This window comes from Streptomyces sp. NBC_01255, from assembly GCF_036226445.1.
Taxonomy (GTDB): Bacteria; Actinomycetota; Actinomycetes; order Streptomycetales; family Streptomycetaceae; genus Streptomyces.
Window position 1 is genome coordinate 6,379,496 of sequence record NZ_CP108474.1, and the last position, 16,978, is coordinate 6,396,473.

Genomic DNA, 16,978 nt, shown 5'->3' on the forward strand with positions numbered 1-16,978 from the left:
GCGTCATGATCGTACGGATCATGGGGGAGGGCCAGTGGAAGCTGGCCGACAGCCACTTCGTCGAGCTGAACAGGCTGGACGACGAGCTGCTCGAAGAGATGGAGTCGGGGGACACCGAGGGCTTCCGCCGCACGCTGGGCGCCCTGCTGGACGCCGTCCGGCGGCTCGGTGAGCCGCTCCCGGACGCCGCTCTGGAGCCCTCGGAGCTGATCCTCCCGGCTCCGGAAGCGAGTCTCGAAGAGGTCCGCGAGATGCTCTCCGACGACGGCCTGATCCCGGGCTGACGCCCGCGAAGGACCTTCGGTGTCCCACCGCCCCCACCGGGGTGGTGGGACACCGTGTTTTCCGGGTCGGTGGGACACCGTGCGTTCCGGGTGGGGCACCGCACTTTTTCCCCCTCCCGCCGCTTTCCCCGTACCGTTCCTCGACGTGACCCCCACCGGCCCCGCCACCGGCACCCTCTACGCCCGCCTCCACGACTGGTTCCGCGCGCACCCGCTCGCCTTCGACGCGGTGATCGCGAGCGGCACACTGGTCTGCATGATCGCCGGGTCCTTCACCGACCCGCACGGGAGCCGGGAAGGGCCGACCTTCGGCGACCACCCGCCCGACGTGTGGAGCGTGCTGATCATGGTCGTCGGGGCCGCCGCGCTGGTGCTCCGCCGCCGCAGACCCTTCGTGGTGCTCTGCTTCACGGTCACGATCTGCCTCCTCGAACTCGTCAACGACAACCGGCCCGCCCCGATCGCCATGGCCGCCGTCGTCGCGCTCTACACGGTCGCCTCCCGCACCGACCGCCCCACCACCTGGCGCGTCGGACTCCTCACGATGGCGCTGCTCACCGCCGCCGCCATGATCTTCGGCCCGACCGACTGGTACGCGCAGGAGAACCTCGGTGTCTTCGCGTGGACCGGCATGGCGGCCGCCGCCGGGGACGCCGTCCGCAGCCGCCGGGCCTTCGTCGACGCCATACGCGAGCGCGCGGAGCGGGCCGAGCGCACCCGGGAGGAGGAGGCGGGCCGCCGGGTCGCCGAGGAGCGGCTGCGGATCGCCCGGGACCTCCACGACGTCGTCGCCCACCACATCGCCCTGGTGAACGTCCAGGCCGGCGTCGCCGCGCACGTCATGGACAAGCGCCCCGACCAGGCCAAGGAGGCCCTCGCGCACGTCCGCGAGGCCAGCCGCTCCGCGCTCGACGAGCTCCGCGCCACCGTCGGCCTCCTGCGCCAGTCCGGCGACCCCGAGGCGCCCACCGAGCCCGCCCCGGGCCTCGCCGTCCTCGACGGACTCCTCGACAGCTTCCGCAAGGCCGGCCTCCCGGTCGCCCTGGCCCGCGCCGACGGCGACCGGCCCCTGCCCGCGACCGTCGACCTCGCCGCGTACCGGATCGTGCAGGAGGCCCTCACCAACGTCCGCAAGCACGCGGGACCGGACGCCGCGGCGGAGGTGAGCGTCGTCAGGGTGGGCCGTACGGTCGAGATCACCGTCCTCGACAACGGCACCCCGCAGCCCGCGCCCCCTGCCGACTCGGGCGGCCACGGCCTCCTCGGCATGCGCGAGCGGGTCGGCGCGCTCGGCGGCACCCTGACCGCCGCACCCCGCTACGGCGGCGGCTTCCGGGTGCAGGCGATACTGCCCGTGACGACCCGTACGGGGGAGGACGCATGACGATCCGGGTACTGCTCGCCGACGACCAGGCCCTGCTCCGCAGCGCCTTCAAGGTCCTGGTCGACTCCGAACCGGACATGGAGGTGGTCGGCGAGGCCGCCGACGGTGCCCAGGCCGTCGACCTGGCCCGCGCCGAGCGGCCGGACGTCGTCCTCATGGACATCCGGATGCCGGGCACGGACGGCCTCGCGGCGACCCGCGCGATCACCGCCGACCCCGAGCTGTCCGCCGTACGCATCGTCATGCTCACCACCTTCGAGGTCGACGAGTACGTCGTGCAGTCGCTGCGCGCCGGCGCCTCCGGCTTCCTCGGCAAGGGCGCCGAACCGGAGGAGCTGCTCGGCGCGATCCGGATCGCCCACGCCGGCGAGGCGCTGCTCTCCCCGGCCGCCACCAAGGGCCTGATCGCCACCTTCCTCGCCCAGGGCGGCGGGCTCGAACCCCTCGCGGGCGGCGACCGGCCCTACTCCGAGCGGCTCGCCGCGCTCACCGCCCGCGAGCGCGAGGTCCTCGTCCTCGTCGGCGGCGGCCTCTCCAACGACGAGATCGCCGAGCGGCTCGACGTCAGCCCGCTCACCGTGAAGACGCACGTCAACCGGACCATGGCCAAGCTCGGCGCCCGTGACCGGGCCCAGCTGGTGGTCACGGCGTACGAATCGGGACTGGTACGTCCGAGGGTGGAGTGACCGCAGGCTCCGGCGTACTCCAGACGCGGTATGCGCGGGATAAGGATGTGGACCCGGGGGCCGAGGACTTCCGGGCGCGGATGGCAGATCGTATAGGCGGGGGGCACCTCCGGCGGATCCAGCGGATCAGGGCCGGGGTCTTGGCTGCTCCCGCCCGTCGACGAGTACGCCACAGAAGAGAGACCCCATGTCCTGGCTGTCCAGATTCAGCCTCGCGCAACGGGCCCTGATCGGGCTGACGTCCATCGTCGCGATCGTGTTCGGGGCGATCGCGATACCGCAGTTGAAGCAGCAGTTGTTCCCCTCGATCGAGCTCCCCATGGTCTCGATCCTCGCCCCGTACCAGGGGGCCTCTCCCGATGTGGTCGAGAAGCAGGTCGTCGAACCCCTGGAGAACAACCTCAAGGCCGTCGACGGCCTGAAGGGCGTCACCTCCACCGCCTCCGAGGGCATGGCCGTCGTCATGGCCTCCTTCGACTACGGCGACGAGTCGACGAAGCAGCTCGTCGCCGACGTCCAGCAGGCCGTGAACCGGGCCCGCGCCCAGCTGCCCGACTCGGTCGACCCGCAGGTCGTGGCCGGCTCGACGGACGACATGCCGACCGTCGTCCTCGCCGCGGCCTCCGACAAGGACCCGCAGGCCCTCGCCGACCTCCTGGAGCGGACCGTCGTGCCCGCCCTCGAAGGCATCGAGGGCGTCGGCCAGGTCTCCGTCAGCGGTGTCCAGGACGTCCAGATCTCCGTCGTCCCCGACGAGCGGAAGCTCGCCGCGGCCGGACTCAGCTCCATGAAGCTCGCCGAGGCGCTCCGCTCCGGCGGCGCCACGATGCCGGCCGGCTCCTTCTCGGAGGCCGGCAAGAGCCGCACGATCCAGGTCGGCGGCGGCTACACCTCCCTGCAGCAGATCGAGGATCTGCGCATCCCGTCGGCCACGCCCGGCAAGGGCAAGGCGGTCCGCCTCGGCGACGTCGCCACCGTCCGCCAGGAGGAGTCGCCGAGCGTCTCCCTCACCCGCACCAACGGCAAGCCCAGCCTCGCCGTCATGGCCACGATGGACAAGGACGGCAGCGCCGTCGCCATCTCCGACGCCGTCGAGGAGAAGCTGCCCGACCTGCGCCGCGACCTCGGCGCGGGCGCCGAGCTGACCGTCGTCTCCGACCAGGGACCGGCCGTCGCCAAGGCGATCTCCGGCCTGACCACGGAGGGCGCGCTCGGCCTCGTCATGGCCGTCCTGGTGATCCTGGTCTTCCTGACCTCGATCCGCTCGACCCTGGTGACCGCGGTCTCCATCCCGCTCTCGGTCGTCCTGGCCCTGATCGTGCTGTGGACCCGCGACCTCTCGCTCAACATGCTGACCCTGGGCGCGCTCACCATCGCGATCGGCCGGGTCGTCGACGACTCGATCGTGGTCCTGGAGAACATCAAGCGTCACCTGGGCTACGGCGAGGAGCGTCAGGCCGCGATCATCACCGCGGTCCGCGAGGTGGCCGGCGCGGTCACCTCGTCCACGCTCACCACCGTCGCCGTCTTCCTGCCGATCGGTCTGACCGGCGGCATGATCGGCGAGCTGTTCGGCTCGTTCTCGCTGACGGTCACGGCGGCCCTGCTGGCCTCCCTGCTCGTCTCCCTGACCGTGGTCCCCGTCCTCTCGTACTGGTTCCTCCGCGCCCCCAAGGGCACCTCGGAGGACCTGGAGGAGGCCCGCAGGGTGGCCGAGGAGAAGGAGGAGAAGAGCCGTCTCCAGCGCCTGTACGTGCCCGTCCTGCGGTTCGCGACCCGGCGCCGGATGATGAGCCTCGGCATCGCGCTCGTCGTCCTCGTCGTCACCTTCGGCATGGCCCCGCTCCTGAAGACGAACTTCTTCGACCAGGGCGAGCAGGAGGTGCTCAGCATCCAGCAGGAGCTGGCGCCCGGCACCAGCCTGAGCGCCTCCGACGAGGCCGCGAAGAAGATCGAGAAGGTCCTCGCGGAGACCGAGGGCGTCAAGGACTACCAGGTCACCGTCGGCTCCTCCGGCTTCATGGCGGCCTTCGGCGGCGGCACCGGCTCCAACCAGGCCTCGTACAAGATCAGCCTGGAGGACTCGGACGCGTACGAGAAGACCCGCGCCTCCATCGAGAAGGCGCTCGCCGCCCTCGACGGCATCGGCGACACCACCATCGCGGCCGGCGACGGCTTCGGCAGCCAGGACCTGAGCGTGGTCGTCAAGGCCGCCGACCCGAAGGTCCTGGAGCAGGCCTCCGAGCAGGTCCGCACGGCGATCGCCGGGATGAAGGACGTCACCGACGTCCAGAGCGACCTCTCCCAGTCCGTGCCGCGCATCTCCGTCAAGGCCAACGCCAAGGCGGCCGACGCGGGCTTCGACAGCGGCTCGCTCGGCATGATCGTCGCCCAGGCCGTCCGGGGCACCCCGGCCGCCAAGGCGATCCTCGACGACAGCGAGCGGGACGTCCTCATCACCTCGGCGAAGCCCGCCACCACCCTCGCCGAGCTGAAGGCCCTGCCGCTCGGTCCGGTGAAGCTGGGCGACATCGCCACCGTCGAGCTGGTCCCCGGCCCGGTCTCCATGACCCGGATCGACGGCGCCCGCGCGGCGACGATCTCGGCCAAGCCGACCGGTGACAACACCGGCGCGGTGAGCGCCTCGCTCCAGTCGGTGATCAACGCTCTGGACCTGCCCGAGGGCGCCACCGCCAGCATCGGCGGTGTCTCCGAGGACCAGACCGAGGCCTTCACCAACCTGTTCCTGGCGATGCTCGCGGCCGTCGCGATCGTCTTCATGCTGCTCGTGGCGACCTTCCGGTCGCTGATCCAGCCGCTGATCCTGCTGGTCTCGATCCCGTTCGCGGCGACCGGCGCGATCGGTCTGCTCGTCGTCACGGACACGGCGATGGGCGTCCCGGCGATGATCGGCATGCTGATGCTGATCGGCATCGTCGTGACCAACGCGATCGTCCTGATCGACCTGATCAACCAGTACCGGGCCCAGGGCCTGGGCGTCGTCGAAGCGGTGATCGAGGGCGGCCGGCACCGGCTCCGCCCGATCCTGATGACCGCCCTGGCGACGATCTTCGCCCTGCTGCCGATGGCCCTCGGCATCACCGGTGAGGGCGGCTTCATCGCCCAGCCGCTCGCCGTGGTCGTGATCGGCGGTCTCGTCACCTCGACGCTGCTGACCCTGCTCCTCGTCCCGACGCTCTACGCGATGGTGGAGCTCCGCAAGGAGCGCCGCGCGAAGAAGAAGGCGGCGAGGAAGGGCGAGAAGGACGCGGCCGCGAAGAAGGGCGAGAAGGCGGAGATCCCGGAGCAGGGTGACGTCAGCCCGCTGGACGCCGGCCTGCTGGACGTCCTCGACTGACCGAGTCCCGGTGACACCGGAAGGGGCGCCCCGCGAGCTGTCGCGGGGCGCCCCTTCCGGCGTACGTACGGGAGAACCGTTACGGCAGTGCCAGCATCCGCTCCAGGGCGAGCTTGGCGAAGCTCTCCGTCTCCCGGTCGACCTTGATCTGGTTGACCAGGTTGCCCTCGGCCAGGGACTCCAGGGTCCACACCAGGTGCGGCAGGTCGATGCGGTTCATGGTCGAGCAGAAGCAGACCGTCTTGTCGAGGAAGACGATCTCCTTGTCCGGGTGCGCGTTGGCCACGCGCCGGACCAGGTTCAGCTCGGTGCCGATCGCCCACTTCGAACCGGCCGGGGCCGCGTCCAGGGTGTTGATGATGTACTCGGTCGAGCCCACGTAGTCCGCGGCGGCGACGACCTCGTGCTTGCACTCCGGGTGGACCAGCACGTTCACGCCCGGGATGCGCTCACGGACGTCGTTGACCGAGTCCAGCGAGAAGCGGCCGTGCACCGAGCAGTGACCCCGCCACAGGATCATCTTCGCGGCGCGCAGCTCCTCGACGGTGAGCCCGCCGTTGGGCTTGTGCGGGTTGTAGAGCACGCAGTCGTCCAGGGACAGGCCCATGTCGCGGACGGCGGTGTTGCGGCCCAGGTGCTGGTCCGGCAGGAAGAGGATCTTCTCGCCCTGCTCGAAGGCCCAGTCCAGCGCGCGCTTGGCGTTCGACGAGGTGCAGATCGTGCCCCCGTGCTTGCCGGTGAAGGCCTTGATGTCGGCCGAGGAGTTCATGTACGAGACGGGCACGACCTGCTCGGCGATGCCGGCCTCGGTCAGCACGTCCCAGCACTCGGCGACCTGCTCGGCGGTGGCCATGTCGGCCATCGAGCAGCCGGCCGCCAGGTCCGGCAGGACGACCTTCTGGTCGTCGGTGGTGAGGATGTCGGCCGACTCCGCCATGAAGTGCACGCCGCAGAAGACGATGTACTCGGCCTCCGGCTTGGCGGCGGCGTCGCGCGCGAGCTTGAACGAGTCGCCGGTGACGTCGGCGAACTGGATGACCTCGTCACGCTGGTAGTGGTGGCCGAGCACGAAGACCTTGTCCCCGAGCTTCTCCTTGGCGGCGCGGGCGCGCTCCACGAGGTCCGGGTCGGAGGGCGACGGGAGATCGCCCGGACACTCCACGCCGCGCTCGCTCTTCGGGTCGGCCTCGCGGCCGAGCAGGAGCAGCGCGAGCGGCGTCGGCTGAACATCCAGGGGCTGGGCGGTGGTCACGTCACGCACCCTTTCTTCGGGGAACCTTTTCGTCGAAATGACGTTATCTATCATAACCGCTTCACGTCACGTTGACGATGTCCATAGTGTCGATGTGACGAATTCGCCGTCCGCGCTCCTGGACAGGGTGTGCGAGCATGAATGAGGAAGACCCCACGCGGCCCGGAATGAATCCGGGGCACCGGCGGTTACCACTGTCGGCAAGCAGTCTCCGTACACACCGGGAGAGAAGCAGATGTCCGTATCGGACGAGAAGACCACTGTCAGCGACGGCATCCTCCTGTCCGACGCCGCCGCGGCCAAGGTCAAGGCCCTCCTCGACCAGGAAGGCCGCGAGGACCTGGCCCTGCGCGTCGCCGTACAGCCCGGTGGCTGCTCCGGCCTGCGTTACCAGCTGTTCTTCGACGAGCGTTCGCTCGACGGCGATGTCGTGAAGGACTTCGACGGAGTCAAGGTCGTCACCGACCGCATGAGCGCCCCGTACCTCGGTGGTGCCTCGATCGACTTCGTCGACACCATCGAGAAGCAGGGCTTCACGATCGACAACCCGAACGCCACGGGCTCCTGCGCCTGCGGCGACTCGTTCAGCTAAGTCGCACCACCCGCACGAACGCGAGGGCGGCGGCCCGGGACTCCCGGGCCGCCGCCCTCGCGCATGTGCCGACAGGTCTACCGACGAGGTACGGCCTCCCCGCTCGCCGCGTCGACGACGGGCCGGTCGCCCAGCGGCCGGTCGAGCGTCACCGACTTCGTCACCTCGACCGCGATGGCGATGCACGCCTTGCCCGGTTCGGTGGGCGTCTCCTTCACCCGCACCGTGACCCGGTCCGCGCTCTCCCGGGCCGTCACCGTGTAGTCGCTGCACACCCCGCCCCAGAAGGTGACGGTCAGCTTCCGGCCGTCCCCCTCGGTCCGGAACGACTCGATCTGCCGCGCCGGAGAGGTGCCCTCGTCGGGCTCCGGCGTCGGCGAGGGCGACGGCTTAGCCGGCGGCGCCAGGAACTCCGGGGCCACCGCCGTCTGCGTCACCGTGTATGGCGCAGCGTCCGCGGGGTCCGCCGTGAACAGCCACGCCGGTACGAGCAGCCGCGCGCCGTCCACGTCCTGCGCGACCAGACCGAACACCGCGCGCGTCACCGGCACCTGGTCCGGCTGCGCCATGTCCACGATCGTCTGGCAGGGCGCGCCCGGGGCGTCCGACCCGGTGCTCGGCTCGCCGAGGTCGGGCCTCCCGGCGGTCGGCTTCCCCGAGTCCGGCATTCCGGCGTCGGGCTTCCCGGCCTCCGGCATCGGGGCGTCGGGCTTCCCCGCCTCCGGCTCCCCGGCCGGCGGGGCGGTGGCGCAGCCGCCGATGCCGATCGGGCCGGTGCCCTTCGAGGCCTCGTTCAGCTCGGCGAGCGCCTTCTCCGCCCCGATCGCCGGGTACGTGTCGCCCTTCACCGGCTCCTTGAGCATCCCGCTCCCGGCGACCGGCCGGCCGTCCGGCCCGATGTGGAGCCCCGTCGACCAGCCGTACGTCGGGAGCCCGCCCACCACCGGCTCGGCGTTGACCACCCGGACCGAGCCGTTCATCACCTGCGTCGCCGACACCTTGGCGTCGTCCTGGCCGATCGCCTTCAGGACGGGCGCGGCCGCCGCCTTCGCCGCCGCCTCGCTCACCGGCGAACCACCGGGGAAGGGCTTCGTCTCGCCCGGCGGAGGACACGCCTTGCCCTTGAGGCAGCTGTCGCCGGCCGGGCCGCCGTCGTACCAGGAGTACGTCCAGTTCCCGGGCGCCTTCCGAGCCACGTCGAGGCGGGCTCCCGAGCCGTCCTTCTCCGGCCGGATCGTCCAGACCTCACCCACCAGGGAGGGGCTCCCGGAGAGACCGAGCGCTTCGGCCAGCCTGGTCACCTCCGCCGAGGTGACCAGGCCCTCGGGCCGGTGGACCGCGGCCGAGGAGGGCCCTTGGGGGAGCGGGCCCTTGGCTGTGTAGACGGTCCCGTTCGGGCCGCCGCCGGGGTCGGGCTCGCCGGGCGCGATACCGGGACCGTCACCCGTACCGCCGTCACCCGTGCCGCCGCTCCCGCCCCCGAGGCGGAGCGGCGGGGGCACGGCCGCCTTGTCGGCCCGGCTCTCCGACCCGGCGGGCGTGGCCTCGCCGGGCGCCGTCGCGGCGACGGCGAGGTACACCCCGCCGCCACCGGCGAGCAGGACTCCCGCCGCCACCGAGGCGGTGAGCAGCCTCCGCCGCCTCCGACCGTTCTCCGTACCGCTCACGGCATCGCTCCTTCGGACCTGGCATCCCTGTGGGGAAGACACCGGTGGGACGGAGCGGGCGGGCGGACGGTTCCGTCCGTCAGCCGCCGTACTCGGCGGTGGCGTCGATCAGCCGTGCCGAGGCGGCCGGTACGACCACCCCGTGGATCAGCGCGGGGGAGACCGGGGCGGGCACCGGCGGGGCCGGCGTGACCCAGTGCGGGACCATCCGCGCGCTGTCGCCGCGCAGCTGGGCGAGGCTCAGCTCGGACTCGTGACGCTCACGGGGAGCGGGGTGCAGGCTCATGGGCGCACCGTATGCACCCCGGTGCTCCGGAGAAAAGGCCTACTCTGGGGTAGTTTCCACTGTTCGGCAGCGCGCGTCCCACCAGATAGCGTGAACTGTCATTACCGCCTTCCCGCAGGAGCACCCCGCCGTGCGTATCGCAGTCACCGGCTCCATCGCCACCGACCACCTCATGACCTTCCCTGGAAGGTTCGCCGACCAGCTCGTGGCCGACCAGCTCCACACGGTGTCCCTCTCGTTCCTCGTCGACAACCTCGACGTGCGCCGGGGAGGCGTCGCGGCCAACATCTGCTTCGGCATGGGCCAGCTCGGCAGCCGCCCGCTCCTCGTGGGCGCCGCCGGCTTCGACTTCGACGAGTACCGCGCCTGGCTCGACCGCCACGGCGTCGACACGTCCTCGGTGCGGATCTCCGAGGTGCTGCACACGGCGCGCTTCGTCTGCACCACGGACAAGGACCACAACCAGATCGGCTCCTTCTACACGGGCGCGATGAGCGAGGCCCGGCTGATCGAGCTCAAGGCCGTCGCCGACCGCGTGGGCGGCCTCGACCTGGTCCTGATCGGCGCCGACGACCCCGAGGCGATGCTCCGCCACACCGAGGAGTGCCGCTCCCGGTCGATCCCGTTCGCCGCCGACTTCTCGCAGCAGATCGCGCGCATGGACGGCGAGGAGATCCGTACCCTCCTCGACGGGTCCACGTACCTCTTCTCCAACGAGTACGAGAAGGGCCTCATCGAGTCGAAGACGGGCTGGACCGAGGCGGAGATCCTCTCCCGCGTCGGCCACCGGATCACCACCCTCGGCTCGCGCGGTGTCCGCATCGAGCGCGTCGGCGAGACCCCGATCGAGGTCGGCTGCCCCGAGGAGACGGCCAAGGTCGACCCGACCGGCGTCGGCGACGCCTTCCGCGCCGGCTTCCTGACCGGCCTGCACTGGGGCGTCGGCCTGGAGCGCGCCGCCCAGGTCGGCTGCATGCTCGCCACCCTCGTCATCGAGACCCTGGGCACGCAGGAGTACACCCTGCGCCGCGCCAACTTCATGGACCGCTTCACCAAGGCGTACGGCGACGAGGCCGCCGCCGAGGTCCAGTCCCACCTGGGCTGACACGCCCCCGTGCGGGGTGCGGCGGGCGGCTCTCAGGCCACCCGCCGCACCACGTACGCGACGCCGCCCCGCTCGGAGGGCTCCTCGCCCACGTACTCCTGGCCGCGCATCTCGCACCAGGCCGGGATGTCGAGGCGGGCCGCCTCGTCGTCGGAGAGGACGGTCACCGTCCCCCCGACCGGCACGTCGCCGATCACCTTCGCCAGCTCGATCACCGGGATCGGGCAGCGCCGGCCGAGCGCGTCCACCACGAGCGAGCCGGAGCCGGCCGCCGGGACCGCGGCCGCTGCCGTCGGGGCGCCGAGCCGCTCCCGTACCCCGGCGACCACCCCCGGCAGCACGTCGAGGAACCGGTCCACATCCTCCGCCGGGGTGCCGGCCGGCAGGGACACCCGGACGTTCCCCTCGCTCAGCACCCCCATCGCACGCAGCACATGGCTGGGCGTCAGCGTCGAACTCGTACACGACGAACCGGACGAAACGGAGAAACCCTCCCGGTCCAGCTCGTGCAGCAAGGTCTCTCCGTCGACATAGAGACAGGAGAAGGTGACGAGATGGGGGAGCCGGCGCACCGGATCGCCCACCACCTCCACGTCCGGCACCAGTTCCGGCACCCGCGCCCGGATCCGGTCCACCAGACCCCGCAGCCGGGCCGCCTCGGCCGCCGCCTCCGCCCGGACCGCCCGCAGCGAGGCCGCCGCCGCCACGATCGCCGGCAGGTTCTCGAAACCGGGCGCCCGACCCGACTCCCGTTCGTCCAAGGGGCCTTGGGGCGCGAACCGCACCCCCTTCCGTACGGCGAGCAGCCCCACGCCCGCCGGCCCGCCCCACTTGTGCGCGCTCGCCGCGAGCAGCGACCAGCCGCCCTCCACCGGCCCCCAGCCCAGCGACTGGGCCGCGTCCACGAGCAGCGGCACGCCCGCCGCCCGGCAGGCCTCGGCGACCTCCGCGACCGGCTGCTCCGTCCCCACCTCGTGATTGGCCGACTGGAGGCAGGCGAGCGCCGTGCCGGGCGCGAGCGCCCCGCCGAAGACGGCCGCGTCCACCGCGCCGGAGCGGCCCACCGGCACCTCGGTGACCGAGCTGCCCGCCGCCGCGTGACGCTCCGCCGCGTGCAGGACGGAGGAGTGCTCGACCGCCGACACGACGAGGCCGGTCCCGACACGCCGACGGCCCGCGAGGGCGCCCGAGATCCCGGCGTGAACCGCGCGCGTTCCCGAAGGAGTGAACACGAGCTCGTCCGGGCGGCACCCCACCGCCTCCGCCGCGGCCTCCCGCGCCGCGTCGAGCAGCAGCCGGGCCCGCCTCCCCTCCCGGTACAGCCGGGCCGGATCGGCCCAGCCCTCGTCCAGGGAGGCGAGCAGCGCCTGGCGGGCGACGGGGTGCAGGGGTGCGGCGGACGCGGCGTCGAAGTACGGCATCCGCCCACGGTAGGGCCGACCTGCCCCGACCCGCGGGGCCACCCCTCCCCGACCCGCCGGACCGGCCCCGCCGCCCGCCCGGCCGACACGCCCGACGCGCCCGGCCCGTACATCCGTCCACACCGCCGTCCGCCCGCCCGTCCGCTTCTCGTGAGCACTCGTCAGAAGGCCGCCCCGGTACGACGGCAGACCGCCGAACGGCCGCCTGGGACCCCCCTCCGGAACCCCGGACTCCACCCCTTCGGGGACTCGGACGGCGCGTTGGGCACCCTCCCCGCGCGACCCCAAATAGCGTCCAGTAGGGTTTGGTCCGCATAAACATCCAAACCCCTGCCCGCGGCCGGGGCGGCGACCGACCAGCGAGACGGACGGCCGTGGCCGACCAACGCGGGCCGAGACTCTCGGGAAGGCGCTACGTGAGTCCCAACGGCTCCGACCGCTCGTCGCGGCGCCCGATGCGGCGGAAGCTGCCGCAGGTGCTGACTGCGGGCCTGATCCTGGCGACAGCCACGGGCTGCTCGTACAACTGGGAAGACTTCCCCCGCCTTGGTATGCCCACTCCGGTCACGGAAGAGGCACCTACGATCCTCTCCCTCTGGCAGGGTTCGTGGGCGGCCGCGCTCATCACCGGAATCCTGGTGTGGGGCCTGATCCTCTGGTCAGTCTTCTTCCACCGGCGCAGCCGGACCAAGATCGAGGTACCTCCGCAGACCCGGTACAACATGCCCATCGAGGCGCTGTACACGGTCACCCCGCTCATCATCGTCTCGGTGCTGTTCTACTTCACCGCACGCGACGAGTCGAAGCTCCTCGCGCTCACGCCCAAGCCGGCGCACACGGTCAACGTGGTCGGCTACCAGTGGAGCTGGGGCTTCAACTACGTCGAGAACGTGCCCGGTGTGAAGGGCGACGCCAAGACGGACAAGAACCTCGCCGCGATCCCGGACAAGTTCCTGGAGGCGTTCCCGGAGAACGCCGGCGGTGTCTACGACGCCGGTATCCCCGGCGACCGGAACCCGCAGACCGGCAACCCGGGTCCGACCCTGTGGCTGCCGAAGGGCGAGAAGGTCCGGTTCGTCCTGACCTCCCGTGACGTCATCCACTCCTTCTGGGTGGTCCCCTTCCTGTTCAAGCAGGACGTCATCCCGGGTCACACCAACGTCTTCGAGGTGACTCCGAGCCAGGAGGGCACCTTCCTCGGCAAGTGCGCCGAGCTGTGCGGTGTCGACCACTCCCGGATGCTCTTCAACGTCAAGGTGGTCTCTCCGGAGCGCTACCAGCAGCACCTGAAGGAGCTGGCCGAGAAGGGGCAGACCGGCTACATCCCGTCTGGCATCGAGCAGACGGACCCGGCCAGGAATGCGGAGAAGAACCAACTGTGAGCATCCACAACGAAACCCAGGGTGCCGCCGCAGCTGAGGACTCGTACGAGAACGAGCTGCCCGTACGGCGCAAGCAGCCCGGCAACGTCGTGATCAAGTGGCTGACCACCACCGATCACAAGACGATCGGGACGATGTACCTGGTCACGTCGTTCGCTTTCTTCTGCATCGGCGGACTCATGGCGCTCTTCATGCGCGCCGAGCTGGCCCGTCCGGGTACGCAGATCATGTCGAACGAGCAGTTCAACCAGGCGTTCACGATGCACGGCACGATCATGCTGCTGATGTTCGCGACGCCGCTGTTCGCCGGATTCGCGAACTGGATCATGCCGCTGCAGATCGGCGCGCCCGACGTGGCGTTCCCGCGGCTGAACATGTTCGCGTACTGGCTGTACCTCTTCGGCTCGCTCATGGCGGTCGGTGGCTTCCTCACCCCGCAGGGTGCGGCCGACTTCGGCTGGTTCGCCTACTCCCCGCTGTCGGACGCCGTCCGCTCGCCGGGTGTCGGCGCCGACCTCTGGATCATGGGTCTGGCCTTCTCCGGCTTCGGCACGATCCTCGGTTCGGTCAACTTCATCACCACGATCATCTGCATGCGCGCTCCGGGCATGACGATGTTCCGCATGCCGATCTTCGTCTGGAACGTGCTGCTGACCGGTGTTCTGGTCCTGCTGGCCTTCCCGGTCCTGGCGGCCGCGCTGTTCGCCCTGGAGGCGGACCGCAAGTTCGGCTCGCACATCTTCGACGCGGCCAACGGTGGAGCGCTGCTGTGGCAGCACCTCTTCTGGTTCTTCGGCCACCCAGAGGTGTACATCATCGCGCTGCCGTTCTTCGGCATCGTCTCCGAGATCATCCCGGTCTTCAGCCGTAAGCCGATGTTCGGCTACATCGGTCTGGTGGCCGCGACGATCGCGATCGCCGGCCTGTCCGTGACCGTGTGGGCGCACCACATGTACGTCACAGGCGGCGTGCTCCTACCGTTCTTCTCCTTCATGACGTTCCTCATCGCCGTACCGACAGGCGTGAAGTTCTTCAACTGGATCGGAACGATGTGGAAGGGCTCGTTGTCGTTCGAGACACCGATGCTCTGGACGATCGGCTTCCTGATCACCTTCACCTTCGGTGGTCTGACGGGCGTCATCCTGGCCTCGCCGCCGATGGACTTCCACGTCTCCGACTCGTACTTCGTCGTCGCGCACTTCCACTACGTCGTCTTCGGCACCGTGGTCTTCGCGATGTTCGCCGGCTTCCACTTCTGGTGGCCGAAGTTCACCGGCAAGATGCTGGACGAGCGACTCGGCAAGATCACGTTCTGGACGCTGTTCATCGGCTTCCACGGCACCTTCCTGGTGCAGCACTGGCTCGGTGCCGAGGGCATGCCGCGTCGTTACGCGGACTACCTCGACGCCGACGGCTTCACCGCGCTGAACACGATCTCGACGATCTCCTCCTTCCTGCTCGGTCTGTCGATCCTGCCGTTCATGTACAACGTCTGGAAGACCGCCAAGTACGGCAAGAAGATCGAGGTCGACGACCCGTGGGGCTACGGCCGTTCGCTCGAGTGGGCGACGTCCTGCCCGCCGCCGCGGCACAACTTCCTCACCCTGCCGCGGATCCGCTCCGAATCCCCGGCGTTCGACCTGCACCACCCTGAGATCGCCGCTGTCGACCAGCTGGAGAACAAGGGGCACGTGGCCGAGGCCCTCGCGGGCGCGAAGGAGGCCGGCAAGTGAAGATCCAAGGCAAGATGTTCATCTGGCTGAGCGTCTTCATCCTCGCCATGGCCGTCCTGTACGGCGTGTGGTCGAAGGAGCCGGTCGGTACGACGGCGCTGTTCCTGGCGTTCGGCCTGTCCATCATGATCGGCTACTACCTGGCCTTCACGGCCAAGCGTGTCGACGCGATGGCGCAGGACAACAAGGAAGCCGACGTCGCGGACGAGGCCGGTGAGGTGGGCTTCTTCGCCCCGCACAGCTGGCAGCCGCTTTCGCTGGCCGTCGGTGGTGCGCTCGCCTTCCTCGCCGTCGCGATGGGCTGGTGGATCCTGTACTTCTCGGCTCCGCTGCTCCTCATCGGCCTGTTCGGCTGGGTGTTCGAGTTCTACCGCGGTGAGAACCAGAACCAGTAGCAGCAACAGCGGTACCCCGCTCCGTAACGGAGCACCCGAGGGGCCCGGACGCTTCGTCACCGAAGCGGCCGGGCCCCTCGTTTGCCGTACTCGACGCGCTGGTGCGGAGGATTGTCCTTAGCGTGAAGTCATGAACGACACGCCGCGCATTCGGACTGTTCTGAGCTGCACTCTTCTGGCCGTCACCGTCACCGCGACCGCCACGGCGTGCGCGGGCTCCGACGGCCATCCGCTGTCGGTGAAGCCCTACGACGCGGCGGACCAGCTCGCCATCAGTACCGCGGCCGACGGCGCCAAGGCGGACCCGGAGAAGCCCCTGGAGATCTCCGCCAAGGGCGAGGACGGCCGGATCACCGACGTCACCGCCGTCGACGCCGCAGGACGCCACCTGGCGGGTGAACTCACCGCGGACGGGCAGCGCTGGCGCTCCACGGCCTCCCTGGCGGCCGGCACCCGCTACACGGTCCGGGTGGCCACCGAAGACGAGGACGGCGCCCCAGGTGCCCGTACGTACACGTTCGAGACAGCCCCGGCCAAACGGGCCCTGACCGTCACCTTCGGGCCGGAGACGGGCACGTACGGCGTCGGACAGCCGATCACCGCGGACCTCGCCCTCCCCGTGAAGGACCGGGCGGCCCGCGCGGTCGTCGAGCGGGCCCTCAAGATCCGCTCCACGCCCGCCGTGGAGGGCTCCTGGTACTGGGTGGACGACAAGAAGCTGCACTTCCGGCCGAAGGAGTACTGGCCCGCCGGCGCGCGCATCACCGCCACCGCCAACCTGGACGGCCTCAAGGTGGGCGACAAGCTCTACGGCGGCGCGTCCAAGCCGCTGAAGCTCACCATCGGCGACCGCGTCGAGGCCGTCGCGGACGCCGGCTCGCACTACATGACCGTCCGGCGCAACGGAGAAGTGATCAACACCATTCCGGTGACCACCGGCAAGCCGGGCTTCTCCACCCGCAACGGCATCAAGGTCGTGCTCGGCAAGGAGTACTACGTCCGGATGCGGGGCACCAGCATCGGCATCTCGGAAGGCAGTTCGGAGTCGTACGACCTGCCGGTCTACTACGCCACCCGGGTGACATGGAGCGGCGAATACGTCCACGCCGCGCCGTGGTCCGTCGGCTCGCAGGGTGTGGCGAACGTCAGCCACGGCTGTGTCGGCATGTCGACCGGGAACGCGGCCTGGTTCTACGAGACCGTCCGCCCCGGCGACATCGTGAAGACCGTCAACAGCTACGGCGACACGATGGACACCTTCGGCAACGGCTTCGGCGACTGGAACATGCCGTGGGACAAGTGGCGCAAGGGCAGCGCCCTGGTGGAGGAATCGGGAGACCCGACCGCCACCGAGGACGCCAAAGCCCGCCTCCGGCCCCTCTCTTTTTGAGGCTCGGTTCGCCTCCGGGGCGCTTCAGCCGGGCTCACAGGGC

14 protein-coding genes are annotated in these 16,978 nt (G+C 70.4%); 10 read left to right on the forward strand and 4 right to left on the reverse strand.

The genetic code is table 11. The features are described from left to right. Window positions 1-5 precede the first annotated feature (5 nt). The 4 genes from pspAA (at window position 6) to OG357_RS28900 (ending at window position 5,712) form a co-directional block, all read left to right on the forward strand. Window positions 6-284 carry a PspA-associated protein PspAA gene (gene pspAA, locus OG357_RS28885; protein WP_329623932.1) on the forward strand — a complete coding sequence of 93 codons (279 nt, stop codon included), beginning with the start codon at window positions 6-8 and terminating at the stop codon, window positions 282-284. 145 nt (window positions 285-429) lie between these two features. Further along, window positions 430-1,668: a sensor histidine kinase gene (locus OG357_RS28890; RefSeq protein WP_329623933.1), complete on the forward strand. Its 1,239-nt coding sequence runs from the start codon at window positions 430-432 to the stop codon at window positions 1,666-1,668. After that, window positions 1,665-2,354: a response regulator transcription factor gene (locus OG357_RS28895; RefSeq protein ID WP_329623934.1), complete on the forward strand. Its 690-nt coding sequence runs from the start codon at window positions 1,665-1,667 to the stop codon at window positions 2,352-2,354. The genes OG357_RS28890 and OG357_RS28895 overlap by 4 nt, the downstream gene beginning before the upstream one ends. Before the next feature lie 187 nt (window positions 2,355-2,541). Beyond that, window positions 2,542-5,712 carry an efflux RND transporter permease subunit gene (locus tag OG357_RS28900; protein WP_329623935.1) on the forward strand — a complete coding sequence of 1,057 codons (3,171 nt, stop codon included), beginning with the start codon at window positions 2,542-2,544 and terminating at the stop codon, window positions 5,710-5,712. Window positions 5,713-5,791: 79 nt separating this feature from the next. Here the strand turns inward: OG357_RS28900 and nadA are convergent, their stop codons facing one another. Then, a complete protein-coding gene (gene nadA, locus OG357_RS28905) occupies window positions 5,792-6,973 on the reverse strand; it encodes a quinolinate synthase NadA (protein WP_329623936.1) in 1,182 nt (393 codons plus the stop codon). Between the two features lie 226 nt (window positions 6,974-7,199). On the opposite strand from nadA, the gene OG357_RS28910 reads away from it, so the two are divergent. Then, window positions 7,200-7,556, forward strand: coding sequence for a HesB/IscA family protein (locus OG357_RS28910; protein ID WP_015033024.1), 357 nt, complete (start codon window positions 7,200-7,202; stop codon window positions 7,554-7,556). A gap of 77 nt (window positions 7,557-7,633) precedes the next feature. On the opposite strand, the gene OG357_RS28915 is transcribed toward OG357_RS28910, so the two are convergent. Together OG357_RS28915 and OG357_RS28920 are read right to left on the reverse strand one after the other, a co-directional pair. Beyond that, window positions 7,634-9,223: a hypothetical protein gene (locus OG357_RS28915; protein ID WP_329623937.1), complete on the reverse strand. Its 1,590-nt coding sequence runs from the start codon at window positions 9,221-9,223 to the stop codon at window positions 7,634-7,636. Between the two features lie 79 nt (window positions 9,224-9,302). Beyond that, the gene (locus OG357_RS28920) at window positions 9,303-9,509 is read right to left on the reverse strand and encodes a hypothetical protein (RefSeq protein WP_329623938.1); all 207 of its coding nucleotides are present in this window, start codon (window positions 9,507-9,509) and stop codon (window positions 9,303-9,305) included. A gap of 130 nt (window positions 9,510-9,639) precedes the next feature. Between OG357_RS28920 and OG357_RS28925 the strand changes: the two genes are divergently transcribed. After that, complete coding sequence (locus OG357_RS28925) at window positions 9,640-10,614, forward strand: carbohydrate kinase family protein (RefSeq protein WP_329623939.1); 975 nt, start codon at window positions 9,640-9,642, stop codon at window positions 10,612-10,614. Between the two features lie 32 nt (window positions 10,615-10,646). On the opposite strand, the gene OG357_RS28930 is transcribed toward OG357_RS28925, so the two are convergent. Beyond that, on the reverse strand, window positions 10,647-12,035 hold the full coding sequence (locus OG357_RS28930; RefSeq protein ID WP_329623940.1) for a cysteine desulfurase/sulfurtransferase TusA family protein: 1,389 nt from the start codon (window positions 12,033-12,035) through the stop codon (window positions 10,647-10,649). Window positions 12,036-12,451: 416 nt separating this feature from the next. Between OG357_RS28930 and ctaC the strand changes: the two genes are divergently transcribed. The 4 genes from ctaC (at window position 12,452) to OG357_RS28950 (ending at window position 16,935) form a co-directional block, all read left to right on the forward strand. Beyond that, window positions 12,452-13,417: an aa3-type cytochrome oxidase subunit II gene (gene ctaC, locus OG357_RS28935; RefSeq protein WP_329623941.1), complete on the forward strand. Its 966-nt coding sequence runs from the start codon at window positions 12,452-12,454 to the stop codon at window positions 13,415-13,417. Further along, window positions 13,414-15,150 carry an aa3-type cytochrome oxidase subunit I gene (gene ctaD / locus OG357_RS28940; RefSeq protein ID WP_329623942.1) on the forward strand — a complete coding sequence of 579 codons (1,737 nt, stop codon included), beginning with the start codon at window positions 13,414-13,416 and terminating at the stop codon, window positions 15,148-15,150. The genes ctaC and ctaD overlap by 4 nt, the downstream gene beginning before the upstream one ends. Further along, a complete protein-coding gene (locus tag OG357_RS28945; protein WP_329623943.1) occupies window positions 15,147-15,545 on the forward strand; it encodes a cytochrome c oxidase subunit 4 in 399 nt (132 codons plus the stop codon). The genes ctaD and OG357_RS28945 overlap by 4 nt, the downstream gene beginning before the upstream one ends. 130 nt (window positions 15,546-15,675) lie before the next feature. After that, window positions 15,676-16,935, forward strand: a complete 1,260-nt coding sequence (locus OG357_RS28950) for a L,D-transpeptidase (RefSeq protein ID WP_329623944.1) — start codon at window positions 15,676-15,678, stop codon at window positions 16,933-16,935. Window positions 16,936-16,978: the final 43 nt, after the last annotated feature.

Bases quoted from the DNA above. Each gene is read 5' to 3' on its own strand.
- pspAA (WP_329623932.1), top strand. From the start codon at position 6: ATGATCGTACGGATCATGGGGGAGGGCCAGTGGAAGCTGGCCGACAGC.
- OG357_RS28895 (WP_329623934.1), top strand. From the start codon at position 1,665: ATGACGATCCGGGTACTGCTCGCCGACGACCAGGCCCTGCTCCGCAGC.
- OG357_RS28900 (WP_329623935.1), top strand. From the start codon at position 2,542: ATGTCCTGGCTGTCCAGATTCAGCCTCGCGCAACGGGCCCTGATCGGG.
- OG357_RS28910 (WP_015033024.1), top strand. From the start codon at position 7,200: ATGTCCGTATCGGACGAGAAGACCACTGTCAGCGACGGCATCCTCCTG.
- OG357_RS28920 (WP_329623938.1), bottom strand. From the start codon at position 9,509: ATGAGCCTGCACCCCGCTCCCCGTGAGCGTCACGAGTCCGAGCTGAGC.
- OG357_RS28930 (WP_329623940.1), bottom strand. From the start codon at position 12,035: ATGCCGTACTTCGACGCCGCGTCCGCCGCACCCCTGCACCCCGTCGCC.
- OG357_RS28950 (WP_329623944.1), top strand. From the start codon at position 15,676: ATGAACGACACGCCGCGCATTCGGACTGTTCTGAGCTGCACTCTTCTG.